The organism is Marilutibacter chinensis, assembly GCF_021725675.1.
Taxonomy (GTDB): domain Bacteria; phylum Pseudomonadota; class Gammaproteobacteria; order Xanthomonadales; family Xanthomonadaceae; genus Marilutibacter; species Marilutibacter chinensis.
The window spans coordinates 537,233-563,429 of record NZ_JAKJPO010000003.1 but is presented as its reverse complement, the minus strand read 5'-3'; the positions used below and the strand labels follow the sequence as shown (position 1 = coordinate 563,429).

Genomic DNA, 26,197 nt, shown 5'->3' with positions numbered 1-26,197 from the left:
TGCGCAACCGGCATAATGGCGCGGATGCCCAGACAGACGCCCCTGCCTTTCCCGAACTCCGCCGACGCGCCGTCGCCGCCGGACCTGCATCTCGAGCTGCCCGCGGCGGCCGGCCAGACCCCGTCGGACACGCAGGACGGCGCCGCCGACCCCGACGGGGCCACGCCGGCGGCCATCGAAGCGGGGCCGGCCGGTCACGCCGACACGGACACGGCCTCCGCGCAGGCGTCTGCCGACCCGCTCGCCGGGATCGTCGGGGAGCCGGAACGCGACCCCAGGCAGGCCGTCCTGCCGATGCTGGCGCCCGAGCCGGTCCCGCCCGTCGCGCGTCAGCCCCGCGCACGCCGTCCGCTTTGGGCGCGGCTGCTCGGCTGGATGCTGGAGCCGTGGGTCTCGCTGACGATCGAACCGGCCGATCCGGCCGCGCACGACGACGGCCGCGGACGCCCGATCTGCTACGTGCTCGAGGACTACGGCCTGTCCAACGCGCTGGTCCTGGACCGCGCCTGCCGGGAAGCCGGCCTGCCGTCGCCGTTGCAACCGCTGCCGGGCGATCCGCTGGGCCGCAAGCGCGCCTACGTGGCGCTGTCGCGACGCAATGCCGCGCGATCGCCGCTGGGCACCGCGGCGCCGTCGGGCAAGAGCCATTCCGAGTCGCTCGCGCGGCTGCTGGCGGCGCACCGCGAGCAGCCCGACCTCGATGTCCAGCTGGTGCCGGTGTCGATCTTCGTCGGCCGCGCGCCGGACAAGAACAGCGGCTGGTTCTCGGTGCTGTTCTCGGAGAACTGGGCGCTGGTCGGCCGTTTCCGCCGCCTGCTGGCGATCCTGCTCAACGGGCGCGACACCCTCGTCCGGTTCGCGCCGCCGGTGTCGCTGCGCGGCGTCACCGACGAGGGGCTGCCGCCGGAGCGCACGGTGCGCAAGCTGTCGCGGGTGCTGCGCGCGCATTTCCGCCGCATCCGCGCGGCGATCATCGGTCCGGACCTGTCGACCCGGCGCCTGCTGGTCGACCGTGTGCTGTCGGCGCCGTCGGTGAAGGACGCGATCGCCGACCAGTCGCGGCGCGACAAGTCGTCACTGGCGGAGGCCTGGAAGAAGGCGCACGCGTACGCCTACGAGATCGCGGCCGATTACTCGCATCCGGTCGTGCGCTCGGCCAGCTTCATCCTCGCCCCGATCTGGAACCGCATCTACCGCGGCGTGCTGGTGCACCATCTCGACAAGCTCAAGCAGGACGCACCCGGACACGAGGTGGTCTACGTGCCCTGCCACCGCAGCCACATGGACTACCTGCTCCTGAGCTACCTGCTGTACACGCGCGGAATCGTGCCGCCGCACATCGCCGCCGGCGTCAATCTCAACCTGCCGGTGGTCGGCACGATCCTGCGCAAGGGCGGCGCGTTCTTCCTGCGTCGCAGCATCAAGGGCAGCGCGCTGTACTCGGCGGTGTTCTCCGAATACCTCGCCCAGCTGATGGCCGGCGGCTACTCGATCGAGTACTTCATCGAGGGCGGCCGCTCGCGCACCGGCCGGCTGCTGCCGCCGAAGGGCGGAATGATCTCGATGACGGTGCGCGCGTTCCTGCGCCAGCCGACCCGGCCGGTGCTGTTCCAGCCGGTCTACATCGGTTACGAGAAGCTGATGGAAGGCAACAGCTACCTCGACGAGTTGTCCGGCAAGCCCAAGGAGAAGGAGTCGATCTGGCAGTTGCTGACCGGCATCCCCAGGGTGCTGGGGAGCAACTACGGGCAGGTGGTGGTGAATTTCGGCGAGGCGATCCGGCTCGACGACGTGCTCGCCGAGCATGCGCCCGAGTGGGATCGCCAGCCGGTCCCGGAAGACGCCAGGCCCGAGTGGATGCCGGCCACCGTCGACGCCCTCGCCCAGCGGATCCAGATCAACGTCAATCGTGCCGCCGACGTCAATCCGATCAACCTGCTGGCGATGGCGCTGCTGTCGACGCCCAAGCACGCGATGGGCGAGGGCGACCTGCTCGCGCAGATCGCGCTGTCGCGCACCCTCCTTGCCGAGGTGCCGTACGGCGAACGCGTCACGGTCACGCCGCATGAACCCGCGCAGATCATCGCCCACGGCGAGGAGATCGGCGTACTGAACCGAACCGCGCATCCGCTGGGCGACATCCTCGGCGTCAGCGGCGACAACGCGGTGCTGCTGAGCTACTTCCGCAACAACGTGCTGCACCTGTTCACCGCCGCGTCGTGGGTGGCCTGCTGTTTCCAGAACAACCGGCGGATGAGCCATGCCGGCCTGCTGCGGCTCGGCCGCAGCGTCTATCCGTTCCTGCAGGCCGAGCTGTTCCTGCCGTGGACCGAGGACGAATTCGCCGCCCGCATCGATGCGACCATCGGCGTGTTCATCCGTGAGGGCCTGCTGCTGCAGGTCAGCGAGGACGATGGCGGCATCCTGGCCCGCAATGCCGGCCAGACCGACGAGGTATTCCGGCTGCGCGCGATCGGCCACTCGCTGCAGCAGGCGTTCGAGCGCTACTACATCACCATCTCGGTGCTGGCCAAGAACGGCGCAGGTACGCTCAGCGCCGGCCAGCTGGAGAGCCTGTGCCAGCTCGCCGCGCAACGGCTGAGCCTGCTGTATGCGCCAGCGGCGCCGGAGTTCTTCGACAAGACCCTGTTCCGCGGCTTCATCCAGAAGCTGCGCGAGCTGGGGCTGGTCTGGAGCGACGACGACGGCAAGCTGGCGTTCGACGACCGGCTCGACAGCTGGGCCCGCGACGCCAAGTTCATCCTCGGCCGCGAGCTGCGCCACACGATCGAGAAGGTCAGCCCGGAGATGGCGCGGGCGGATGCCGCGGAACGCGCGGGGGCGAAACCCGCGGATACCTGACGATGCCGACGGAGCGACATTGCTTCGTCTTGTGAAACAGACAACTTCGCTCCCGGGGGATGGTCCACTGCCGCGGTCCGTCCAGACTGCGGGCATGACCACGCCCCCTGCTCCGGAACGCATGCGCCATCCCGCCCGCCGCTCGCGGCACCTGTTCGCCGGTGCACTGCTGTCGTGGCTGGCGCCGTGGTCGGCATTCGCGGGTCAATCGACCGCCGGCACAGGATGCGCCGATGCCGACGCCGACGCGGTCCACCAGTTCGCGCCGGCCGCTGCGCTGGGCCAGGGACGGTTGTACGAGGGCGGCACCTCCTATGCGCAACTGCTGTGCCACGGCGACACCGGCCTGGGCGCGGTGAGTCCGCTGGAGGGCGAGGTGATCGTCCTCGACGGGGTGGCCTACCATGCCGATGCACATGGTCGCGTGCGCGCGCTCCCGCCCACCGCGACGACCCCTTTCGCCATGGTCAAGCGGCTGCGGCCGGACCAGCGGTTCGAGCTGCCGCCGGTGGAGGATTTCGGGGCGCTGGCGCGGTCGCTCGACACGCGGATCGTCTCGCCCAACCTGTTCCACCTGGCGCGTATCGACGGACGGTTCGCGCACGTGCGGATACGCAGCGTCGAACGCCAGCGTCCGCCATACCGGTCGCTGGGCGAGGTGATCGCCAGCCAACATGTGATCGACCTGCGCGACGTGGAGGGCAGCGTGGTCGGCTTCCGCATGCCGGACTATCTGGGGGGTGTGAACGCACCGGGATGGCATTTCCACTTCGTCGACGACCGGCGTCGCATCGGTGGGCATCTGCTGGAGCTGGACGGCGGACCGCTGGACGTGCGGCTCGACAGCAGCCGCGAGTTGCGCCTGCGCCTGCCCGGGGAGGCGGCCTTCGATCGGGCCGGGCTGCTGCCCGCGGATGACGGAGAAGAGGATGCGTTCCGGCGTGCCATCCGGGCCCTTCCGGAAAGGGTGGAATAGGCGAACGCGAAGCCCCATGCCTGCCGGCTCGTGGAGCGGCTGCCCGGACGGTCGTGGCGTCAGGCCGGCTCGTCGGGGATCAGTGCGCTCTCCAGCCGGGCGATGCAGTCCTTCAGCCACAGCTTGCGCTTCTTCATCCGTTTCAGCGCCAGATCGTCATGGGGGTCGCCGTCGCGCAGCGAGGCGAGGCGCTCGATCGCCGCGTCCAGGTCGCGGTGCTCGATCCGCAGTTCGGCCAAGCGGCGGGCGATGACGGCGGGATCGTCGGTTTCGAGCATGCGCCGAGCTTAGCGCGCCGTCGCCGCGGCGTCATGACGCGCGATGGGGTATGCCGTGGCGCTCGGGCAGCCCTTCGCCGGTGCCGTTCGGCAGGCCGGTCGTCCAGTAGAATGGGCGGTCCATGAGCACGATCCTGCCCCTCGCCGAACCCCTGCCGCGCGCCAGTGACCCGCGCCGTGCCGCGCACGAGGCCAACAAGCTTGGCAAGCGCCTGCGCCACCAGGTCGGCCGTGCGATCGCCGACTTCGGCATGATCGAGGACGGCGACCGGGTGATGGTCTGCCTGTCCGGCGGCAAGGACAGCTACACCATGCTCGACGTGCTGCTGCAGTTGCGGAAGAAGGCGCCGGTCGACTTCTCGGTCACCGCGGTCAACCTCGACCAGAAGCAGCCAGGCTTTCCCGAACACGTGCTACCGGAATATCTGCGCTCGATCGGCGTGGATCACCACATCATCGAGCAGGACACCTATTCGGTCGTGACCCGCGTCGTGCCCGAGGGCAAGACGATGTGTTCGTTGTGCTCGCGGCTGCGGCGCGGCGCGCTCTACACCTGGGCCGAGGAGAACGGCTTCAACAAGATCGCGCTGGGCCACCATCGCGACGATCTGGTGGCGACGTTCTTCCTCAATCTGTTCTTCCACGCCAAGCTGTCGGGCATGCCGCCGAAGCTGCTGTCCGACAACGGCAGGCACGTGGTGATCCGGCCGCTGGCGTACGTGCGCGAGGACGACATCGCCCGCTACGCGGGGCTCAGGCAGTTCCCGATCATCCCGTGCAACCTGTGCGGTTCGCAGGAGAACCTGCAGCGCAAGCAGGTCAAGCGGATGATGGACGAATGGGAGCGCGAGTCGCCCGGCCGCATCGAGACGATCTCGCGTGCGCTTGGCGACATCCGCCCGTCGCAGCTGAGCGACGGCAGGCTGTTCGATTTCCTCGCCCTGGGGCGCCGCGGCGAAGCGGTGCCGGATGCGCACGCCTGGCTTGCCGGCGAACCGCACGCCACGGCGGACGATGACGCCTGATGCCCCGTACCGTCATCCCGGCTTCTGCCGGGATGACGAGCAAAGACATTCCCACCCGTTTCCGGATACTCGATGTTCTTCCGCAACCTGACCCTGTTCCGCTTCCCGACCACCCAGAAATTCGACGACCTCGATGCCGGTCTCGACGAGTGCCGGCTCAAGCCGGTCGGCCCGCTGGAGCTGTCCAGCCGCGGCTTCATCTCACCTTTCGGACGCGATGCCGATGCGCTGTCGCACTCGGTCGGCGACGCGATGTGGTTGACCGTCGGCGGCGAGGACCGCCTGCTGCCGGGCAGCGTGGTCAACGACATGCTGGCGAAGAAGCTGGCGGAGATCGAGCGCAAGGAGGGCCGCAAGCCCGGCGGCCGCACCCGCAAGCGGATCAAGGACGAATTGATCACCGACCTGCTGCCGCGCGCGTTCATCAAGCCCGGTCGCACCGACGCGCTGATCGATCGCGGCCACGGCATCGTCGTCGTCGACACCTCCAGCCGCAAGAATGCCGAGACCGTGGTCAGCGAGATCCGCCGCGCGCTGGGCAGTTTCCCGGCCCTGCCGCTGAACGCCGAGGTCGCGCCGCGCGCGGTGCTGACCGGCTGGGTCGCCGGCGAGCCGTTGCCTGACGGGCTGTCGCTCGGCGACGAGTGCGAGCTGCGCGATCCGGTCGACCAGGGTGCGGTGGTCAAGGTGCAGCGGATGGAGCTGCAGTCGGACGAGATCAACAAGCACCTGGAGTCCGGCAAGCAGGTCACCCGGCTCGCGCTCAATCTCGACGATCACGTCAGCTTCGTGCTCGGCGAGGACCTGGTGATACGCAAGTTCAAGCTGCTCGACGGCGCCGTCGACGAACTGGAGAACACCGAGGCCGAGGACATGCGCGCCGAGCTCGATGCCCGTTTCACCCTGATGGCCGGCGAGACCCGGCGCCTGTTCTCGGTGCTGGAGTCGGCGCTGAAGCTGAGCCGGGCCGAAGCCTGATCCGTGCCGCCGGGAGGCTGTGTTCCCGGCGTCGCCGGAAAACGTCCGCAGAGTCTTCCGTCGCCGCGCTGAAACGTCGGCGGCCTTTGCCGGGGGTATCATGCGCGTGTCCACGGATGGGCGGCGTCGCATGCATCCCCCGGTCGTAGTGCAGCCCATCCGTCGATGACACCACCTTTCCGCCTGCTTGCGCCCAGGCCCGGCACCGCTGGCCGGGTCGAACGCGAAGCCGTCGAATTCTCTCTGCCCGACGGGCGCCTGATCGAGCTCATGCGCGTGCGCGATCCGCGCGCGCGCCGGTTGCGCCTATCGGTCGACGAGCGCGGCGCGCGCCTGACCCTGCCGCCCCGCTCATCGCTGGTCGCCGCCGAACGCTTCCTGCACGAACACGGGGACTGGCTGGCCGAACAGATCACCCGCTACACGATCGATGCGCTGCCGACGCTGGTGTGCGAGGAAAGCCGTGCGTTGCCGTTGCGCGGCGCGATGGTGCCGTTGAGCTGGCAGCCGGGCCGTTTCACCCGGCTGGATCGCGATCCGGCGGGCGCGCTGGTGTTCACCACCGGCGTCCGCGCCGGCGAAGCCGCCCTGCGGCGTGCGCTGCGCGACTTCTACGAGGCGCAGGCACGGGCCGACGTCGGCCGCTGGCTGCCGCGCTATCTGTCGACGCTGCCGCGGGCGCCGCGGCGGGTGCGGCTGAAGGTGATGTCGTCGCAATGGGGCTCGCTGGCCCCGGACGGCACGATGGCGCTCGATCTGGGGCTGGTGCTGGCGCGGCCGTCGGCGTTCGAATACGTTCTGGTGCACGAGCTCTGCCACCTGGTCCGGGCCGATCATTCGCGGGCGTTCTGGGCCGAGGTCGAGGCGCGATTCCCGCAATGGCGGGCCGAGCGCGACTATTTCCACGCCGAGGGCCGCCGGCTGAAGGCGATGACGCGGGCGCTGCTGTCGGACTGAATGGCGACGACAGGCGAGGATTGGGGGTGGTGTCCGCTTCCGGCTGCCGAATGCGTTTGAAGTCGTGGCGATGGCCGTCCATCCCGGACCGGCCGTCGCGATCCGACCCCTTCCAATCCGTCGAGATGCCCATGACCCGTCATGCATGCCCTACCAGGATCGCCTCCGCCGGCCACGGCCGCCCTGTCGACCGGCCCCGTGCGGCGTTGCTGCGCGATCTGGCCGTGCTGGCCGCCGTCGCCGTGCTGGCCGCCTGCGGCAAGTCGGCCGAGGAGCGGATCGCGGAAACCGCGATCTCGGCGGCTTCGGGCAAGAAGGTCGAGGTCGAGCGCGACGGCGAGCAGGTCACCCTGAAGACCGAGGAAGGCGAGATGAAGATCGCCGGCGGCGAATCGCTGCGGCTGCCGGACGACTTCCCCGACGACGTCTACCTGCCGCGCGACTACCAGGTCCGCAGCATGCTCGAGGTTTCCGGCACGCGGGTGTTGAGCCTGAGCACCGAGGGCAGGACGACGGAGTTGTTCGCCGAGGCGCGCGACGCGATGCAGGCCAGCGGCTGGAAACAGACGATGGCGATGCAGCACGACGCCGAGAACGCGATGCTCGCGTTCGAGAAGGACGCACGCAACACGGTGGTGTCGATCAACGGCGACGGCAAAGGCCAGGTCCAGATCGGCCTGCAGCTGCGCGAACGACAGTAACGGAGCCGTGCCGCGACCGGGCGGTCGTGCGGCGCGCCAGGCCCGGCGCTCAGGCCTGGCGCAGGAAGAAGTCGCCGATGGCCGCGGCGACCGTGGCCGGGTCCTCCATGTGCAGGTGATGACCGCCTTCCATCACCACCAGCCGGCCGTCCGGCAGCAGCGCCGCGCGCGCACGCCGCAGCGGATCGGGCAGGTAGGGCTGGGCGGGTTCGGCGAAGATCGTCAGGGTCGGGCAGTCGATCCCGGCGACCAGGTCGTTCACCTGTGCCTCGGTCGGGCGCTGGAAGGTCGGCAGGGTCAGGCGCGGGTCGCTCGACCAGACGAAACCGCCATCCACCGGCACCGTGCCGCGCTCGACCAGCAACCGTGCGGCCGGCTCGGCGAGACGGCTGCCGACCTGGGTGCCGGCGGCCATCCGCGCGCGCACCGCCAGTGCCAGGTCGGGAAACACCCGCAACGACTTGCCGCGCAATGCGCGGCTTGCGGCGATTGCCTGGCGCATCCGCGCGGCCGTGTTTTCCGGCGCATCGGCCAGCGCGCCCAGTGCCTCGATCGCGACCAGCCGCCCGACCCGCTCCGGGCACGAGGCGGCGACCAGGCTGGCGATGCCGGCGCCCATCGAATGGCCGAGCAGGGCGAAGCGGTCCCAGCCCAGTGCGTCGGCGACGTCGAGCACCGAGTTCACCGCGCCTGGGAACGAATAGTCCGCCCCGGGTGGAAGATGCGCGCTGCGGCCGTGGCCCGGCAGGTCGATCGCGACCAGCTCGATACCGTCCAGCAGCGGTGCGATCGGCGCGAAACTGGCCGCGTTGTCGAGCCAGCCATGCAGCGCGAGTACGCGCGCTGCGCCGGGATGGCCGCCGCGCAGCCCGGCGATGCGGCCCAGCGGCGTGTCGAGCACGAGTTCGCGCAGCATTCCCGGCGCCGTCATCCGAGCAGCGGCCGGACGAGGCCGGCGAGCGCGCGGGCGTGGTCCGGTTCCGCGTTCAGGCATGGGATGTAGCGCAGCGTGCCGCCGCGCCCGGCAAAATCTTCCGCGAGCATCATCGCGATCTCCTCCAGGGTTTCGATGCAGTCGACCGCGAAACCCGGTGCGACCACGTCCACGTCGTGGATGCCACGCCCCGCCAGCGATGCCAGTGTGTCCGCGGTCGACGGCGCCAGCCATTCCTCGCGTCCGAAGCGCGACTGGTAGCCCAGGCTCCAGGCGTCGTCGGCCAGGCCCAGCGTGGCCGCGATCGCCGCGGCGCTGGCTTCGCACTGGCGCTGGTACGGGTCGCCGCGTTCGATGAAGCGGCGCGGCAGGCCGTGGAACGAGAACAGCAGATGTCCGCCGGAGCCGCGGGTCGCGCGATGGCGGCGGATCGATTCCGCCACCGCGGCGATCCAGCCGGCGTCGAGGTGATAGTCCTCGATCATCCGCAGCTCGATCTCCGGCGCAGCGGCGCCGAAGCGCGCGAGCACGTCGGCGACCGAGGCGGTGGTCGAGGTCGAGTACTGCGGATACAACGGCAGCACCACGATCCGGCCGGCGCCCCGGCCACGCAGCCATTCCAGCACCGCCGCCAGCGCCGGCTGTCCGTAGCGCATCGCATCGACGACCTGCAGCTGCGGCAGCTCGGACTGCACGGCCTGGGCCAGCTCCCGCGTGTGCACCGCCAGCGGCGAGCCGCCGGGCGCGCCGTCGGCGGACATCCAGATGCTGGCGTACTTGCGGGCGACCACCGGCGAGCGCAGCGGCAGGATCGCGAAATGCAGCAGCGGACACCAGAGCCAGCGTGTCAGGTCGACCACGCGGCGATCGTGCAGGAATTCCGACAGGTAGCGGCGGACAGCGGCCGGCGTGGGCGCGTCCGGGGTGCCGAGATTGACGAGGACGAGTGCAGCGCCGCCCGCCGCCGTTGCGGGCGCGGCGTGGGACGGGGACGCGGTCGGAGGAGCGGGTGTGGACATCGGGGCGGGCAGGGGGCTGGCTTCCGGTACCGGTATAGGATGACAGGTGCGCAGGCCCGGTCCAGCAGGAACGCGGGCTTCGGGCCGCCATCGCGGCTCTCCGTGGCGGATGGCGCGACGGTTTCGCACCGATTCATTCGCGCCCGCGCAGGCTGCACCACAATCACTTCGAACCCAATTGCGGCGCGCGTTGCCGTCGTGCGCCCACGACCGGAGTCCCGCAATGCCCTTCAAGCCGATGCAACGCGCCCTGCCCCGTGCCGCCCGCGCTGTCGCCGCCGCCGTCCTGCTGTGCGCGGCCGCCACCGCGGTGGCCGGTCCCACCGAGGAAGAGCGCGCCCGCAACGCGGTGCGTGTGCTGGGCGACATCCAGGCGATCCCCGAATCGGCGATTCCCGACAAGCTGCTCGACGAGGCGCGGGGAATAGTGGTCGTCCCCGATACGCTGAAGATCGGTCTGGTCATCGGCGGTCGCCGCGGCCACGGCCTGATGTCGGTGAAGAATCCCGACGGCACCTGGTCGCAGCCGAGCTTCGTCAAGCTGACCGGCGGCAGCGTCGGTTTCCAGGCCGGCGTGCAGTCGGCGGACGTGGTGCTGGTGTTCCGCAGCGAGCGCGGCCTGGACTCGATCGTCAACGGCAAGGTCACCCTCGGCGCCGATGCCGGCGTCGCCGCGGGCCCGGTCGGGCGCAATGCCGCCACCGCCACCGACGGCCAGCTCAAGGCCGAGATCTGGTCGTGGTCGCGCGCCCGCGGGCTGTTCGCCGGCATCGCCCTGGACGGCGCGGTGCTGAGCATCGATGACGATGCCAACCAGGCGGTCTACGGCCCCGGCACCACGCCGAGGATGATCTTCGAGGGTCGCGCCCAGGGCCAGCCAGCGAACGCGGTGGTCGATTTCCGCGACCAGCTCGAGGAAGCAACCGCGCTCGCCCGCGCCCGCCGCGACGACGGGGCACCGGCCGCGCGTCCGGCGGCATCGACGCTGCCGGCCACCACGGTGCCGCCACCGGCCACGACGGCGCCGATGACCGCCGTGCCGGCCGACCCGGCCGCGACCACCCCGCAGCCGCCGCCGTTCGAGACCGTCGAGGAGCCGGTCCAGGCCGAACCCCTGCCCTGACGCGCGCCGCCGGCGTGCCCGTCCGGTCGCGGGTGGGCGCGCCTTCCCCGATCCGTGAACCCGGGCCGCAACCGGGGTGTCGGCGGCGATGGGTTGTCATCGGTGCTGCGGTATCCTGTCACTCCACACGCAACAGGCATCCCCCATGGGAAGTTTCAGCATCTGGCACTGGCTGGTCGTCCTCCTGATCGTGGTGCTGGTATTCGGCACCAAGCGGCTGAAGAACGTCGGCAAGGATCTGGGTGAAGCCGTGAAGGGCTTCAAGGACGGCGTCAGCGCCGACGACAAGCCGAAGGCCCAGCTGCCGAAGGACGATGCCGCCGGGTCCGAGCAGGCCCGCAGCGAGCAGACGTCCGAGGACGAGCGCACCCCGCGCTGACCGTCGGCACGCACCCGTACCGGCCGGCCATGTTCGACATCGGTTTTTCCGAGATCTTCGTGATCGCGGTCGTGGCCCTGCTCGTGCTCGGTCCCGAGCGCCTGCCCAGGGCCGCGCGCTTCGCTGGTCTGTGGGTGCGGCGCGCGCGCGCGCAGTGGTACTCGGTGAAGTCCGAGTTCGAGCGCGAGATGGCCGACGAGGAACTCAAGCGCAGCCTGCTCGACGCCCGTGACGACCTGCGCGAGGCCGGCCAGCGTCTGCACGACAGCGGCTCCACGCTGAAGCGCGAACTCGAATCGCTCGATCCGGCGCGCCGCGCGGCCGCCGCCGATCCGGCCGAAAATCTCGTCGACGCGTCCGACCGCAGTCGCCGCGGCGAGGAGGAGCGCGACGTGGACCCGGCCCCGGCGGGGGAGCGGCCATCGACCGCAGGCCACGACATCCGCGACGATGCCGGCGAGCCCGATGCCGGGCCGCGCGATGCCGGCAACTCGGGCACCTCCACCCCTGCAGCCGGTGACGGGCATGCACCGCGGACCTGATCCGCGCGCCGCGGGCGACGACGCCTCGGCATCGCCGCGCACGTCGGCGGCCGATGGGCAGCCCGCCGAGGGGCAGCCGGCGGAGGAGCCGCGCCTGCTCGATCACCTGATCGAGCTGCGCAGCCGGTTGATGCGTGGCGTGCTCGGCCTGCTGGCCGCGGTGCTGGTCACCTTGCCGTTCTCGCACCGGCTGTACGCGTGGCTGGCGGCGCCGCTGGTGGCCAAGCTGCCCGAGGGCGCGCACATGATCGCGGTCGAGGTCGCCTCGCCGTTCTTCGCGCCGCTCAAGCTCGCCTTCTTCGTCGCCCTGGTGCTGGCGATGCCGTGGCTGCTCTACCAGGCCTGGGCGTTCGTCGCGCCGGGCCTGTACCAGCGCGAGAAGCGGCTGGCGATGCCACTGCTGGTGTCGGCGGTGACGCTGTTCTATGCCGGCTGCGCATTCGCGTACTTCCTGGTGCTGCCGACCGTGTTCGGCTTCCTGACCGGGGTCACGCCGGAGGGCGTGGCGATGATGACCGACATCAACGCCTACCTCGACTTCGTGCTGGTGATCTTCCTGGCTTTCGGCCTGAGCTTCGAGCTGCCGGTCGCGCTGGTGATCCTGTCGCTGCTGGGCTGGGTCACGCCCGAGCAGATGAAGGAGGCCCGCGGCTACGCGATCGTCGGCGTGTTCATCGTCGCCGCGATCGTCACCCCGCCCGACGTGATCTCGCAGCTGATGCTGGCGATCCCGATGATGCTGCTGTACGAGCTCGGCATCCTCGCCTCGCGCTGGCTGGTGCCCTCGCGCGACCGCGCGCGGGATTCGTGACCCGGCCGGCCGGGTTCTGGCCGCGCTACGTGGCCTGGTCGCTGGATGCCGCCCTGGTGCTGGCGGCGGTCGTACCGTTCGTCGCCGGAAGCGTGCTGGCGGCGGCTTCGGCATTCGGCGACGATCTGCTGCAACTGCTGATCGACTGCTATGCGCAGCTCGACCGTGGGGTGCAGGAGGGTCTCCCGGCGCTGGCGGTCGTTCCGCGCCTGCTCGATGACCCGGGTGTCCGTGGGGCGATCGCGGCACTGGGCTCGGACCTGATGCGGATGGCCGCGCCGGCGCTGGCCGGCTACGTCGTGGTCGGGCTCGTCTATCACGTGCTGGCCGAGTCCTCGCGCTGGCAGGCGACCATCGGCAAGCGGGCGCTTGGGCTGGTGGTCGTCGACCGGGATGGCCGGCGGCCCGGGCCGGGCCGCGTGACCGCCCGCTACGCGGCCAGCGCACTGTCGTGGCTGACCCTGAACCTCGGACACGTGACGGCGATGGTGCCGCCGCACCGGCTCGCCCTGCACGACCGGATCAGCGGTACCCGGGTGCTGGCAGCGCCGCCGTCGCGGCCGCTGCCGGTATGGGCCTGGGGCTGGCTGGGCCTGCAGGCGCTCGCCGCCACCGCCGCGTGCGTCGCGATGACGATCGGATTCAGCCGCCTGGCATGGCAGGCGCTGGAAACGGCGCTGGGTTGATCCGGCGCCGCCGGGCGTTACATCGCGACCTGATCGTCGCGTGGCGCCGGTCCGTCGGTGCAGACGTCGCGCCAGAAGTAGTACATCACCCCGAACATCACCACGTGCATCGCCAGCAGCAGCGCCAGGTACAGCGGCACCACCAGGACCAGCACCAGGGTGGGATGGACCAGCGCGGCGACCGCCGCGACCAGGCCGATCATCACGGTCAGCGCCAGAAGCAGCAGCATCGAGCCGAAGAAGATCACGATCGCCAGCACCGCCATCGGCAGCAGATTCTTCAGCGTTCCGACGATGCCGTCGCGGATCGCCGCGCCGACGCTGCGCCGGCCCAGCGCGACCTGACCGAAGCCGATCGCGTAGATCCCGCTCAGCACCACACCGATCACCGAGCCGATGCCGATCAGCTGGCCGATCCCGTCCGGCAGCTGCGGAATCTGTGAAGGGTCGATCTCGCCGCCCTTCCGGGACAGGCTGACGATCTGCGCGTACCAGTCCGGGAATCCCTCGCCGAACTGGCTGATCACCACGGCCGCGATCGCGACGCAGGCCAGCGTCATCAACATGCCGAAGCCGATCAGCTGCAGCGCACCGCCACCGCGGGCGAACGGCTGCAGGATGTCGCCCGCGTGCGCCGGCCGGCCGTGCTCGCTGGCGTCGATCAGGCGCAGGTAGCCGCCGATCGCCGGCGACATGATCGCGATCGACAGCACGGTGACCAGTGCGGCGATGATCGTGCTGCCCGACAGGTCCGGCTTGAACACCGACTGCAGCACCAGCTGCAGCAGGTTCGGCACCAGGCTGAGCATCATGAAGATGGCCGCTGCGCCGAAGATCGCGCGGGCGTTGCGGTATCCGAGATTGACGCCGCGGACGAGCCAGGACAGACCGGCCAGCGGTCCTGTTGCGTGTGTGGTCATTGCTGTGGGGTTCGATGGGGCGTGCGGTGCAGGCGGATGCTAGCCGATCTTGCCGCCGCGTTCCTCGACCGCTGGCGGGGATCAGGCCCGGTGCAGACCCCGCGCGTGGTGGACGAAGCGGCGCAGCACGCGGCGCGCGTGCGGGGTGGCGCCGACCGCGCCGAGCAGCGCCGCGGGGTCCCGGCCTTCGCGGGCGAGCGTGACGTGGCGCGCGCGGATGTAGCCGCGCATGTGGGTGACGCTGAACTCGGGATGGAACTGCACGCCCCAGGCGCGGTCGCCCCAGCGGAACGCGTGGCAGGGTTCGTGACCGTTGTGGGCCAGCACGGTGGCGCCGTCGGGCGCCCGCAGCACGCTCTGCAGATGCGTGGCCTGGGCCGGGAACGCATCCGGCAGCGTCCCGAACAGCGGGTCGCCGTCGGCAGCGGAGGCCTTGTGGATCTCGACCGTGCCCATCTCGCGTCCGCGGGGGTGGTCGCCGACCTCGCCGCCGAGCGCGTGCGCCAGCAGCTGATGGCCGTAGCAGATACCGAACACCGGCACCCGCGCCTGCGCGGCATCGGCGAGCCAGGCCGCGGTGCGCTCGCTCCAGTCGGCGCGGTCGCTGACCATCGCCGCAGAGCCGGTCACGATCACCCCGCTGAAGCCGGGACCGGCATCGTGCGGCGGCAACACCTCGCCGGCCTCGACGTTGACCACCATCGCGTCGTCCGGATGCAGGCCGGCGGCGACGCGGATCCAGTGCGGGAAGCCGCGGTGGCGGCGCAGCGATGCGACCGGCTGGCCGGTCTCGACGATCAGGAACGGGGTGGTCATTCGGTGGGAGGCAGGACGGAGACGACTTCGGCAATTGTAGTCAGACCGCGCGCGACCTTCTCCGCGCCGGCGACCCGCAGCGGACGCAGGCCGTCGGCGACCGCGGCGGCGGTGAACGCATCCAGGTCCATGCCCGGACGCACCATCGCGCGCAGCGCCGGTGTCAGGGTCAGCAGTTCGTACAGGCCGACCCGGCCGAGATAGCCGGTGTTGCGGCATTCCAGGCAGCCTTCGGCGGCGTGCGGGGTGGCATCGGCCGGCGGCTCGGCATCGGCGCCGAGCAGCGGGGTCCAGTCGTCCGCTGCCAGTGCGCCAGCGTGCCTGCAATGCGGACACAGGGTGCGCACCAGCCGCTGCGCGAGCACGCCGTTGAGGGTCGAGGCGATCAGGTAGTGCGGCACGCCGAGGTCGAGCAGGCGGGTCACCGCCGATGGCGCATCGTTGGTGTGCAGGGTCGACAGCACCAGGTGGCCGGTCAGCGCCGCCTGCACCGCCATCTGGGCGGTCTCCAGGTCGCGGATCTCGCCGATCATGATGATGTCCGGGTCCTGCCGCAGCAGGGTGCGCACGCCGCTGGCGAAGTCCAGGTCGATCGCCGGCTGCACCTGCATCTGGTTCAGCTCGGGCGCGATCATCTCGATCGGGTCCTCGACGCTGCAGACGTTGACGTCGTCGGTCGCCAGTTGCTTGAGCGTCGCGTACAGCGTGGTGGTCTTGCCCGAACCGGTCGGGCCGGTGACCAGCACGATGCCATGCGGCCGCTGCACCAGCGCGTTCCAGCCGGCAGCCTCGGCGGCGCTGAAGCCGAGCTGGTCGACGCTCTTGAGCGCGGTGTCCGGATCGAACAGGCGCATCACGCATTTCTCGCCGAACGCGGTCGGCATCGTCGACAGCCGCATCTCGACCTCGCGGCCGCCGGGAGAGCGCGTCTTGATGCGGCCGTCCTGCGGACGCCGGCGCTCTCCCAGGTCCATCCGCCCGAGCACCTTGATCCGGCTGATCGCGGCGGTCATCACCGGCGGCGGCATCTCGAACACCTTGTGCATCACCCCGTCAATGCGGAAGCGCACCCGGCCGACCGTGCGCCGCGGCTCCATGTGGATGTCGGACGCGCGCTGTTCGTGCGCGTACTGCAGCAGCCAGTCGACGATATGGACGATGTGCTGGTCGTCGGCGCCGACCTCGCCGACCCGGCCGAGCTCGACCAGCTGCTCGAAGCTGGGCAGGCCCTTCGACGCCTGTTGGCCGTCGTCGGCGCCGCGCACCGAGCGGCTGACGCCGAAGAACTCCATCGTGTAGCGGTGCAGGTCGAGCGGGTTGGCCACCGCCAGCTCGACCTCGCGCCGGGTCAGGTGGCGGACGTCCTCCAGCCAGGCGGTCGCATTGGGCTCGCTGGTCGCGACCAGCACGCGTTCGGGCGTCACCGCCAGCGGCAGGATCCGGTGGCGGCGCGCATACGCGTGCGAGACCACCGCGGTCGCCGCGGCGACGTCGACCCGGGTCGGATCGATCCGCAGGTAGCGGTGCCCGGTGATGTCGGCCAGCCACTGGGTCAACCGCTCGAGGTTGAGCTCGGTCCCTGGCGCGAGCCCGGATTCGAGCTTCATGCCGGCCAACAGCACCAGCGGATGCACCTCGCTGGCATGGCGGGCGCCCGCAGGCAGCTGCACGCGCTCGACGTCGCCGGCGCCGACCAGGCCGTCCTCGACCAGCGCCGCGGCGACCCGCTCCAGGGTCAGGCGGCCGGGCGGCAACCGCGAACCGTGCTGCGGGTGCGGGGTGCCTGACGTGGGGGGCTGCATGCGGGTCATTCGCGGTTCGTTCCTCGAACGCATGCGCGCCGCGGCCGCGGGTTCGCGAACGCCGGCTGCGCGCGGGTGGGGTCGTTATACTAGCGCGCCCTCCTGCCAGGCTCCTGTCTGCATGTCCGACGCCCCGACCTTCCAGGAACTCATCCAGCGCCTCAACGCGTACTGGGCCGGCCAGGGCTGCGTGCTGATCCAGCCGCTCGACCTCGAGGTCGGCGCCGGCACCTTCCATCCGGCGACCTTCCTGCGCGCGCTCGGGCCGGAGCCGTGGAACGCCGCCTACGTGCAGCCCTGCCGCCGTCCGACCGACGGCCGCTACGGAGAGAACCCGAACCGCCTGCAGCGTTACTACCAGTACCAGGTGGTGATGAAGCCGTCGCCCGACAACATCGTCGAGCTGTACTTCGAATCGCTCAAGGCGCTGGGCATCGATCCGCTGGTGCACGACCTGCGCCTGGTCGAGGACAACTGGGAGTCGCCGACGCTCGGCGCCTGGGGACTGGGCTGGGAGGTCTGGCTCAACGGCATGGAGGTGACCCAGTTCACCTACTTCCAGCAGGCCGGCGGCCTGGAATGCCGGCCGGTGCTCGGCGAGATCACCTACGGCCTCGAGCGCCTGTGCATGTACCTGCAGAACGTCGACAACGTGTTCGACCTGGTCTGGACCCACGGCCCCGACGGCACGCCGGTGACCTACCGCGACGTCTACCACCAGAACGAGGTCGAGCAGAGCGCCTACAACTTCGAGCACGCCGACGTCGCCGAACTGTTCCGCCGCTTCGACGCCTGCGAGGCCGAGGCGCAGCGGCTGATCGAACTGCAGCTGCCGCTGCCGGCCTACGACCAGGTCTGCAAGGCCAGCCACAGCTTCAACCTGCTCGACGCGCGCCGTGCGATCAGCGTGACCGAGCGCCAGCGCTACATCCTGCGGGTGCGCAGGATCGCCCAGGGCGTCGCCGAGGCCTACCACGCGCAGCGCGAGAAGCTCGGCTTTCCCGGGCTGAAACAGCCGTCGGGCCAGGAGGTGGCGGCATGAGCGCGACCGGTCTGCAACCGCTGCTGATCGAACTCGGCACCGAGGAACTGCCGGTCAAGGCGCTGCCGGGGCTGGCACGGGCGTTCTTCGATGGTGTCGTCGAGGGCCTGCGCAAGCGCGGCATCGAGGTCGACGCCGATGGCGCGAAGCCGCTGTACACCCCGCGCCGGTTGGCGGTGCTGTTGCCCGGCGTGGCCGGCGAGCAGCCGCAGCAGAACAACGAGGTGCCCGGTCCCTACCTCAACATCGCGCTGGATGCCGACGGCCTGCCGACCCGCGCGCTGCAGGGTTTCGCGGCCAAGGCCGGGGTCGACTGGAAACAGCTCGAGCGCACCACCGACAACAAGGGCGAGCGCTTCGTCCACCGCTCGGTGACGCCGGGCCTGCGCACTGCCGCGCTGCTGCCGGAGATCCTGCGCGAGGCCGTCGCCGCGATGCCGATCCCCAAGCCGATGCGCTGGGGCGGCCACGACTACGGGTTCGCCCGCCCGGTGCACTGGCTGGTCGTGCTGCACGGCAAGGACGTGGTCGACGCCGAACTGCTGGGCGTGCGCAGCGACCGCATGAGCCGCGGCCATCGGTTCATGCACGACAAGCCGGTCTGGTTCAGCACGCCCGACGACTACGTCGAGTTCCTGCGCGGCGCGAAGGTGCTGGCCGATCCGGACGAGCGCCGCGCGCGCATCGTCGCCGAGGTCCAGGCTGCGGCCAAGGCGGTCGGCGGCAGCGCCCGCATCGACGCCGGCAACCTGGAGGAGGTCAACGGCCTGGTCGAATGGCCGGTCGCGGTGCGCTGCGGTTTCGAGCCCGAGTTTCTCGCGGTGCCGGCCGAGGCGCTGGTCGCGACGATGGAGGCCAACCAGAAGTTCTTCCCGCTGCTGGATCCGGACGGCCGGCTGAGCGAGCACTTCGTCGGCATCGCCAACATCGAATCGAAGGACGAGACCGAGGTCCGCAAGGGCTACGAGCGGGTGATCCGGCCGCGCTTCGCCGATGCCAAGTTCTTCTTCGTCGAGGACATGAAGCAGGGCCTGGCCGCGATGGGCGAGGGCCTGAAGCAGGTCACCTACCAGGCGAAGCTCGGCAGCGTCGCCGACAAGGTCGCGCGCGTGGTCGCGCTGGCGGAGGCGATCGCGCCGCAGGTCGGAGCCGACGCGGCGCTGGTGCGTCGTGCCGCCGAACTGTCGAAGAACGACCTGCAGTCGCGGATGGTCAACGAGTTCCCGGAACTTCAGGGCATCGCCGGCCGCTACTACGCGATGCAGGACGCCGCGCTGGACGACCTGCCGCACGACGACCGGGTCGCCGTCGCCGACGCGATCGACGAGGCCTACCGTCCGCGCTTCGGCGGCGACGACATCGCGCTGTCCCCGGCCGGCAAGGTGCTGGCGATCGCCGAGCGCCTGGACACCCTGGCCGGCGGTTTCGCCGCCGGGCTCAGGCCGACCGGCAACAAGGATCCGTTCGCGCTGCGCCGCAACGCGCTGGGGCTGGCGCGGACGGTCATTGAAAGCGGGTTTGATTTGGACCTCTTCAAGTTCCTTCAGCAGGCTTTGTTCCAAACTCGCGCGGCCATTGAGCTAGAAAAGGCTCGTGCTGAGTTCAGCTTGCGAATGCACTTCTATGCCCGACTGGCTTCTCTGAAGGAAGAGCGGATAGCAGTTGATCTAGGCAGCGATACAATTACTGTTTCCAAGCCAGGGATGGAAAGTCTTCGCGACCTCTACGACTTCATCCTCGACCGCCTGCGCGGCTACTACGCCGACAAGGGCGTGCCGGTGCAGCACTTCAATGCGGTCGCGGAACTGAAGCCGAAGTCGCTGTACGACTTCGACCGTCGCATCGACGCGATCGGCACCTTCGCCGCGCTGCCGGAGGCGGCGGCGCTGGCGGCGGCGAACAAGCGCATCGGCAACATCCTGAAGAAGGCCGATGTCGAGGTGCCGCGGATGGAGGATCCGGCGCTGCTGGCCGAGCCGGCCGAGCGCGCGCTGGCCGAAGCGGTCGAAGCGCTGTACGGCGAGACCGCCGAGGCCTTGCGCAAGGGCGACTACATGACGGTGCTCGCCCACATGGCGCGGGTGCGGCCGCAGGTCGATGCGTTCTTCGACGCGGTGATGGTCAATGTCGAGGACGCGCGGCTGCGCGCCAACCGCCTGGCCCTGCTGCGCCGGCTGGGCGAGCGCCTGGGCAGCGTCGCCGCGATCGAGCACCTGTCGATCTGAACCCCGGGGGCGGGCGCACCGCCCCGGACCCGCTTCTTCGTACTTCGTAGGAGCGGCGTAAGCCGCGATCGGTTCTTGCGGGAAGGCCTCATCGCGGCTCACGCCGCTCCCGCCCGGGTCAGGGGGCGATTCGCGCGCAGCGCGAATGGGGGTATGGAAGCGCACCGGCGGGGCCCATGGTTTGCGCAGCAAACTTTGGGGATTCCCGGGCGCGGCCCGGGAATCGCGGCTGACGCCGCTGCTAAGAAATGGGCGCCCGCGATCGTGGTTGTCGGAGTCCGGGAACGTTGCCGCCAGCATCCGTTAACGGAGGCTTGATGGCCGCCCGGTATGCTCGCCGCATGCCTGCCCGTTCACTTTCTCCGGCCGCGATGGCCCGGTCCGCGCCGAGCCCGCGTCCACGCCAGGGCCGGACGTTCGCCATTGCCATCGCGCTCGCCGCATCCGGCTTCTGTGGTGCCGCGTTTGCGGCCAGGGTCGGTACGGTCACCATCGTCGGCCTCGACGAGACGATGACCGAGAACGTCGAACTGGGACTGTCGCTGGTCGACGCGAAGGGCGAGGAGCTGAGCGGACGGCGACTCGGCTACATGGTCCGCCAGGCCGAGGACGAGACCCGCAAGGCGCTGGAGCCGTTCGGCTACTACGATCCGCAGATCACCGTCGAGCGCCGGCGCGACAACGGCACCGTGTCGGTGACGATCACGGTCGATCCCGGCGAGACGGTCAAGGTGCGCCGCTCGGACATCGCGATCATCGGCGAGGGCGCGCGCGACCGCTACCTGAAGGAGGACCTGGCCGCGTTCAAGCCGGCGATCGGCGAGACCTTCGTGCACCCGACCTACGAGGCGAGCAAGGTCCGGATCACCCGCCGTCTCGCGGAGCGCGGCTACTTCGACGCCGAGTTCCTGTCGCGCCGGGTCGAGGTCACCCGTGCCGAGCAGGCCGCCGACATCGACCTGGTCTGGGAGAGCGGGCGCCGCTACGACATGGGGCCGATCACCTTCTCGCAGGAGCCGGAACGGATCATCCGCGACTCGCTGCTCGAGCAGATGGTCTACTGGGAAGAGGGCAGCTATTACCACCAGGGCAAGCTCGACCGCTTCCGCCAATCGCTGTCGCGGTTGGACTACTTCTCCGGGATCGACATCGTGCCGCAGCCGGACAAGGCGGTCGACGGACGGGTACCGGTCCAGGTCACCCTGACCCCGGCCAAGCGCAGCGTCTACACCGCCGGCGTCAGCTACAGCACGCTCGATGGCGCCGGCATCCGGCTCGGCCTGGAGCGCCGCTACCTCAACGACCGCGGCCACAAGCTCAACACCCAGATCGACTGGGCCCAGTACAAGAAGGCGGTGACCGTGCAGTACCGGATCCCCGCGTTCGCCTGGCGCGACGGCTGGTACATCGTCAGCGGCCGGCTGGCCGACGAGCAGAGCGACTACATCGATTCGCGCCGGGTCGAGTTCATCGGCAGCCGTACCGGCCAGATCAACCGCTACTGGACCGCGACCGCGTCGATGCACCTGCTGCGCGAGCGCTGGCGCTACTTCACCGCCGATGATGGCGACGGCGCGCTGACGATGCCGGCGTACCAGTACGCGACCTTCGCCTATCCGGCGCTGCGCGCGGCCTATGTCGATGCCGACAACACACTGTTTCCCCGCGACGCGGTGTCCGCGGTGGTCGAGTTGAAGGCCGGCGCCGAGGCGCTGGGCTCGGACGCCAACTTCGCCCAGGCCTACGGCTCGTTGCGCTGGTACCGCGGCATCGGCGAACGGGACCGGCTGATCGCCCGCGCCGAGGCCGGCCACACCTTCACCGACGACCTGGTCAACATGCCGCCGAGTCTGCGCTATTACGCCGGCGGCGACCGCAGCATCCGCGGCTACGCGACCAACGAGGTCGGACCCAGCGTCGAGACCGACCACGGTCGCTACTACACCGGTGGCAAGAACCTGATCACCGGCAGCGTCGAGTACGAGCACTACTTCAACGACAGCTGGGGCGCCGCGGTGTTCGTCGACAGCGGCAGCGCGTTCGACGACACCCCCGACTGGCGCACGGGCGTCGGCATCGGCCTGCGCTGGATCTCGCCGGTCGGGCCGCTGCGGCTGGACATCGCCACCGGCCTGGACGATCCGGACTCGTCCTACGAGTTCTACCTCAACATCGGCGCGGACCTGTGAGCATGAACCAGAGCGCCGACCGCACCGATCCGCACGAGGCCCGAATCGCCGAGCTGCGTGCGCGGCGGCGCGCGCGGGTGCGCTGGCTCGCCATCCGCGGCGCGTTGGTGATCGGCGGGCTGGCGGTGGCGCTGCTGGCAGCGTTGTATTGGCTGCTGACCACGATCGGCGGTCGCGAGCTGTTGCTCGGACAGATCCAGGCGCGACTGCCCGAGGGCACCGAACTGACGTGGTCGAGGGCCGAGGGACCGGTACGCGGACCGATGGTGCTGCACGACGTGCGCTTCGTCAGCCGCGGCTGTCCCTCCGAGGACGGACAGCCGGTGCGTTATCCGGACTGCGAGCACCCGCGCACGACCACGTTCAGCGCCGGCCGCATCGTGATCGATCCTGCGCTGCAGCCGCTGCTGGGCAAGCGCGTGCAGCTGGATGCGATGGAGCTGAGCGACGCCAGCCTCGATCTGCCCGATTCGGACGAGCCGTTCGAACTGCCGAGCTGGCCCGACCTGCTGCCGCAGATCGCGCCGCCGCTCGCACTGCGTGCGGACGACATCCGCATCGACGGTTTGAAGGTGAGTCGCAACGGCGAGCCGCTGATCGACGTGCACAGCGTGCGTGGCGGCCTCGACGCGGACGAGGGACGGCTCCACATCGAGCGGCTCGACGTCGACAGCGATCGTGGCCGCTTCGGCGTGCACGGCGACTACCTGCCCCGCGACTACTACCGCACCGACCTGGTCGCCACCGCGGTGCTGCCGGCGCCGGCCGGGCGCACGCCGGCGCGGATCGGCCTGGTCGCCCGCGGCGACCTGGCGAAGATGCACGTCGGTGTCGCCGGCGCGGTGCCCGGTCCGCTGCGGGCGACGCTGACGCTGCAGGGGCGCGACACGCCGCGGTGGCGGTTGCGGGCCGATGCGCGCGCGCTCGACCCGGCACTGCTGGCCGGCGATGCGCCGTCGGACACGCCGCTGGCGGCGGCCCTGGAGGTCGACGGCGTCGGCGGCGCGATGGCGGTCGAGGGCGATTTCCAGCGCGGCGATCTGGCGCTGCGCATCCTGTCGTCGAAACTGCGCGTGGAGAACCAGGTCATCGAGGCCGAACCGCTGCTGCTGGAGGCTTTCGGCGGCCGCATCAGCGCGCGCGGCAAGGCGGACTTCAACGATCCGCAGGCCGGCAGCGAGCGCGGCCGCATCCGCTTCGCGGTGAACGCACGCGGCCTGAGCTGGGGCGGCGCGACCACCGGCGATCCGGATGCACCGGCGATCGCCGCCGACGCCGACCTCGGTATCGCCGGCACCGTGGAGGACTGGGCCGCGATCGGTACGGCCACGTTCACCCGCGACGGGGAACGGGCGCAGGTGCGCCTGGACGGCCGTGGCGACGCCGGACGCATGCGCCTGGAAACGTTCGAGGTCGCGATGCCGACCGGCCGGCTCGACGTCGGCGGCGAAGTGGCATGGGTGCCCGAGCCGGGGTGGGATCTGCAGGCGACGCTGGCCGGCTTCGACCCGGGCTACTTCCTCACCGACTGGCGCGGCGCGGTCGACGGCCGTCTCGCCAGCACCGGTTCGGTCGGCGACCGGGGCGTGCAGGCGACCATCGACATCGAAGACCTCGGCGGCCGCCTGCGCGACCGCCCGCTGGACGGGCGGGGTCGGCTGCGGATCGACGGCGAAGCCTACGAAGGCGAGCTGGCGCTGTCGCTCGGCGGCAGCCGGATCGAGGCGGAGGGGCGGCTTGCCGACGATCTCGACGTCGACGCACGTTTTGCACCGCTGCGCCTGTCCGATCTGCTGCCCGACGCCGCCGGCACTCTGCAGGGTACGCTGGCGCTGCAGGGGCCCCGCGATGCGCCGGACATCAGCACCGATCTCGACGGCAGCGGCCTTTCCTGGGGCGACTACCGCGCCGACAGCCTGAGCGTGCGGGGCCGGCTGCCCTGGCGCGGCGGCAACGGCGAACTCGCGTTGCGTGCCGGCGGACTGCAGCTGGGCGTCGTGCTCGACAGCGTGCGGGTGGATGCGCGCGGCGCGGTCGAGGCGCTGGCGCTGGACGCCGATGTGCAGGGCGAAATCGGCACGCTGGCGTTGTCCGGCGAAATGGACAAACGCGGTGCGGCCTGGCGGGGGCGCCTGGATTCCCTGCGGCTGGCGCCGACACGCGGCGCCTCGTGGCAGTTGCAGCAGCCGGTCGCATTCGGCTGGGACGGGCGCAACGGGCAGCTCGAACACGGCTGCTTCGCTTCCAGCGCCGGCGGCGCGCTGTGCATGCAGGCCGACTGGCCGCGCCGCGGTGTCAGCGTCGACGGCGACGGCCTGCCGCTGAGCCTGATCGAAACCTATCTGCCCGAGCGTGCCGACGGCCGGCCGTGGTTCCTGCGCGGCGAGATCGCGATCGATGCGCAGCTGCGGCCGGCCGGCAATGCATGGCAGGGCGAGCTGCGGGTCACCTCGGCCAGCGGCGGCGCGCGCTTCCGCCGACGCGGCGGGAACGAACCGCTGAACTATCGGGACTTGCGGCTGGACGCCCGCTTCGATCCGCGCCGGATCGAAGCGACACTGGCTTCGGTGATCAACGAGGACGGCCGCCTCGACGCGCGCCTGAGCACCGGCTGGGACGACTACGCGCCACTGGACGGCGAACTGAGCTTCAACATCGACGAACTGGTCTGGCTGGAGCTGTTCTCGCCGGACATCGTCGAACCCAAGGGGCTGCTCGAAGGCCGCATCTCGCTGACCGGCACGCGCGGCGACCCGCGCATGGGCGGACAGGCACGGTTGAGCGGGTTCAGTACCGAGCTGCCCGCGCTCGGTCTGCTGCTGCACGACGGCGACGTGCGATTGATCGCCCAGGGCGACGGCAGTGCACGTATCGAGGGCCAGGTCAGCAGCGGCAACGGCGAGAACGGCCCGCTGCACGTCGACGGCGTGCTCGGCTGGACCGAAGGCGGGCCCCCGCTGGAGCTGCACCTGCACGGGGAAGATGTGCTGGTCTCCGACACCCGCGACCTCCACGCGGTCGCCAGCCCCGACGTGCGGGTGCGGGTCGCCGCCGGCGAGCCGATCACGGTCACTGGCACCGTCACCGTGCCGAGCGCGCGGGTCGAGCTCGAGCATCTGGAAGGTGGCGTATCGACCTCCGACGATGTGGTCGTGCTGGACCCGGCCGATCCCGAGGACGGCGGTGCATCGCCGCTCGATCTGGACGTCGGCATCGTGCTCGGCGACGACGTGCGCCTCAACGGCTTCGGCCTCAAGGGCAAGCTCGGGGGCAGGATGCAGGTGCGCGCGCGGCCCGGTCGCGAGATGCTCGCCACCGGCACCCTCAACGTGAGCGGGCGTTACAAGGCCTACGGCCAGGATCTGACGATCAGGCGCGGCACGCTGGGGTGGTCGAACAGTCCGGTTTCGGACCCGCTGCTCGACATCCGCGCGGTGCGCGAGATCGGCGACGTCACTGCCGGCGTCGACATCGGCGGCCGGGTCAGCGCGCCGACCGTGGACGTCTGGTCGGAACCGGCCACCACCCAGTCCGACGCACTTGCCTACCTGACCCTCGGCCGGCCGCTGTCGAGCACCAGTTCGGCCGAAAGCGAACAGCTGACCGCCGCCAACGCCGCGCTCGCCGCCGGCGGCAGCGTGCTGGCCTCGCAACTGGGCAGCAAGATCGGCCTCGACGATGCCGGTGCGATGGAGAGCCGCACGCTCGGCAGCGTGTTCGGCTTCGGAAAGCGGCTGTCGCCGCGGCTGTACGTCGGCTATGGCGTCTCGCTGGTCGGCAGCGGTACCGTGCTGACCCTCAAGTACCTGCTCGGCCTGGGCTTCGACGTCGAGATCGAAAGCAGTTCCGAGGAGAACCGGGCGTCGTTGAACTGGCGTCTGGAGAAATGACCCCGACCCGCCTTCGCGGCCGTTCACGGACGTATCGTCCAA

The 26,197-nt window shown here is 70.5% G+C and carries 21 protein-coding genes; 15 read left to right on the top strand and 6 right to left on the bottom strand.

Translation table 11 applies throughout. From position 1 onward, the window contains the following. Positions 1 to 15 precede the first annotated feature (15 nt). Both plsB and L3V18_RS08175 read left to right on the top strand, forming a co-directional pair. The gene (gene plsB, locus L3V18_RS08180; RefSeq protein ID WP_425493486.1) at positions 16 to 2,862 is read left to right on the top strand and encodes a glycerol-3-phosphate 1-O-acyltransferase PlsB; all 2,847 of its coding nucleotides are present in this window, start codon (positions 16 to 18) and stop codon (positions 2,860 to 2,862) included. Between the two features lie 94 nt (positions 2,863 to 2,956). After that, complete coding sequence (locus L3V18_RS08175) at positions 2,957 to 3,838, top strand: acetolactate decarboxylase (protein WP_237054172.1); 882 nt, start codon at positions 2,957 to 2,959, stop codon at positions 3,836 to 3,838. Positions 3,839 to 3,897: 59 nt separating this feature from the next. Here the strand turns inward: L3V18_RS08175 and L3V18_RS08170 are convergent, their stop codons facing one another. Then, positions 3,898 to 4,116, bottom strand: a complete 219-nt coding sequence (locus L3V18_RS08170; RefSeq protein ID WP_237054171.1) for a YdcH family protein — start codon at positions 4,114 to 4,116, stop codon at positions 3,898 to 3,900. 122 nt (positions 4,117 to 4,238) lie between these two features. On the opposite strand from L3V18_RS08170, the gene ttcA reads away from it, so the two are divergent. From ttcA to L3V18_RS08150, 4 genes are all read left to right on the top strand, one after another. Then, a complete protein-coding gene (gene ttcA / locus L3V18_RS08165; RefSeq protein WP_237054170.1) occupies positions 4,239 to 5,141 on the top strand; it encodes a tRNA 2-thiocytidine(32) synthetase TtcA in 903 nt (300 codons plus the stop codon). A 72-nt stretch (positions 5,142 to 5,213) separates the two neighbouring features. Then, positions 5,214 to 6,119, top strand: a complete 906-nt coding sequence (locus tag L3V18_RS08160) for a recombination-associated protein RdgC (RefSeq protein ID WP_237054169.1) — start codon at positions 5,214 to 5,216, stop codon at positions 6,117 to 6,119. A gap of 165 nt (positions 6,120 to 6,284) precedes the next feature. Further along, positions 6,285 to 7,076 (top strand): YgjP family zinc-dependent metalloprotease, encoded by a 792-nt coding sequence (locus tag L3V18_RS08155; protein ID WP_237054168.1) that lies wholly within the window; start codon positions 6,285 to 6,287, stop codon positions 7,074 to 7,076. 131 nt (positions 7,077 to 7,207) lie between these two features. Beyond that, on the top strand, positions 7,208 to 7,777 hold the full coding sequence (locus L3V18_RS08150) for a hypothetical protein (RefSeq protein ID WP_237054167.1): 570 nt from the start codon (positions 7,208 to 7,210) through the stop codon (positions 7,775 to 7,777). Between the two features lie 49 nt (positions 7,778 to 7,826). Here L3V18_RS08150 and L3V18_RS08145 read toward each other — a convergent pair whose 3' ends face one another. Both L3V18_RS08145 and hemH read right to left on the bottom strand, forming a co-directional pair. Further along, a complete protein-coding gene (locus tag L3V18_RS08145; RefSeq protein ID WP_237054166.1) occupies positions 7,827 to 8,693 on the bottom strand; it encodes an alpha/beta fold hydrolase in 867 nt (288 codons plus the stop codon). An 11-nt stretch (positions 8,694 to 8,704) separates the two neighbouring features. After that, complete coding sequence (gene hemH, locus L3V18_RS08140) at positions 8,705 to 9,730, bottom strand: ferrochelatase (RefSeq protein ID WP_237054165.1); 1,026 nt, start codon at positions 9,728 to 9,730, stop codon at positions 8,705 to 8,707. 250 nt (positions 9,731 to 9,980) lie between these two features. On the opposite strand from hemH, the gene L3V18_RS08135 reads away from it, so the two are divergent. From L3V18_RS08135 to L3V18_RS08115, 5 genes are all read left to right on the top strand, one after another. Further along, positions 9,981 to 10,853, top strand: a complete 873-nt coding sequence (locus tag L3V18_RS08135) for a lipid-binding SYLF domain-containing protein (protein ID WP_425493494.1) — start codon at positions 9,981 to 9,983, stop codon at positions 10,851 to 10,853. A 145-nt stretch (positions 10,854 to 10,998) separates the two neighbouring features. Further along, positions 10,999 to 11,232, top strand: coding sequence for a Sec-independent protein translocase subunit TatA (gene tatA, locus L3V18_RS08130; RefSeq protein ID WP_237054163.1), 234 nt, complete (start codon positions 10,999 to 11,001; stop codon positions 11,230 to 11,232). A 29-nt stretch (positions 11,233 to 11,261) separates the two neighbouring features. Next, on the top strand, positions 11,262 to 11,774 hold the full coding sequence (gene tatB, locus L3V18_RS08125; RefSeq protein WP_237054162.1) for a Sec-independent protein translocase protein TatB: 513 nt from the start codon (positions 11,262 to 11,264) through the stop codon (positions 11,772 to 11,774). Then, the gene (gene tatC, locus L3V18_RS08120; protein ID WP_255783831.1) at positions 11,758 to 12,585 is read left to right on the top strand and encodes a twin-arginine translocase subunit TatC; all 828 of its coding nucleotides are present in this window, start codon (positions 11,758 to 11,760) and stop codon (positions 12,583 to 12,585) included. The genes tatB and tatC overlap by 17 nt, the downstream gene beginning before the upstream one ends. Beyond that, complete coding sequence (locus tag L3V18_RS08115; RefSeq protein WP_237054161.1) at positions 12,582 to 13,271, top strand: RDD family protein; 690 nt, start codon at positions 12,582 to 12,584, stop codon at positions 13,269 to 13,271. The genes tatC and L3V18_RS08115 overlap by 4 nt, the downstream gene beginning before the upstream one ends. 17 nt (positions 13,272 to 13,288) lie before the next feature. Here the strand turns inward: L3V18_RS08115 and L3V18_RS08110 are convergent, their stop codons facing one another. The 3 genes from L3V18_RS08110 to L3V18_RS08100 form a co-directional block, all read right to left on the bottom strand. Next, positions 13,289 to 14,191 carry a hypothetical protein gene (locus L3V18_RS08110; RefSeq protein WP_237054160.1) on the bottom strand — a complete coding sequence of 301 codons (903 nt, stop codon included), beginning with the start codon at positions 14,189 to 14,191 and terminating at the stop codon, positions 13,289 to 13,291. 81 nt (positions 14,192 to 14,272) lie between these two features. Next, entirely contained in the window at positions 14,273 to 15,007 is a 735-nt protein-coding gene (locus L3V18_RS08105; RefSeq protein WP_237054159.1) for a glutamine amidotransferase, read from the bottom strand. Next, positions 15,004 to 16,818: a GspE/PulE family protein gene (locus L3V18_RS08100; protein ID WP_425493485.1), complete on the bottom strand. Its 1,815-nt coding sequence runs from the start codon at positions 16,816 to 16,818 to the stop codon at positions 15,004 to 15,006. The genes L3V18_RS08105 and L3V18_RS08100 overlap by 4 nt, the downstream gene beginning before the upstream one ends. Before the next feature lie 112 nt (positions 16,819 to 16,930). Between L3V18_RS08100 and glyQ the strand changes: the two genes are divergently transcribed. From glyQ to L3V18_RS08080, 4 genes are all read left to right on the top strand, one after another. After that, positions 16,931 to 17,851, top strand: a complete 921-nt coding sequence (glyQ, locus tag L3V18_RS08095) for a glycine--tRNA ligase subunit alpha (RefSeq protein WP_237054158.1) — start codon at positions 16,931 to 16,933, stop codon at positions 17,849 to 17,851. Beyond that, on the top strand, positions 17,848 to 20,076 hold the full coding sequence (gene glyS / locus L3V18_RS08090) for a glycine--tRNA ligase subunit beta (protein WP_237054157.1): 2,229 nt from the start codon (positions 17,848 to 17,850) through the stop codon (positions 20,074 to 20,076). The genes glyQ and glyS overlap by 4 nt, the downstream gene beginning before the upstream one ends. A gap of 371 nt (positions 20,077 to 20,447) precedes the next feature. Further along, on the top strand, positions 20,448 to 22,265 hold the full coding sequence (locus L3V18_RS08085) for an autotransporter assembly complex protein TamA (RefSeq protein ID WP_255783883.1): 1,818 nt from the start codon (positions 20,448 to 20,450) through the stop codon (positions 22,263 to 22,265). A 2-nt stretch (positions 22,266 to 22,267) separates the two neighbouring features. Then, entirely contained in the window at positions 22,268 to 26,155 is a 3,888-nt protein-coding gene (locus L3V18_RS08080; RefSeq protein WP_237054156.1) for a translocation/assembly module TamB domain-containing protein, read from the top strand. Positions 26,156 to 26,197 lie beyond the last annotated feature (42 nt).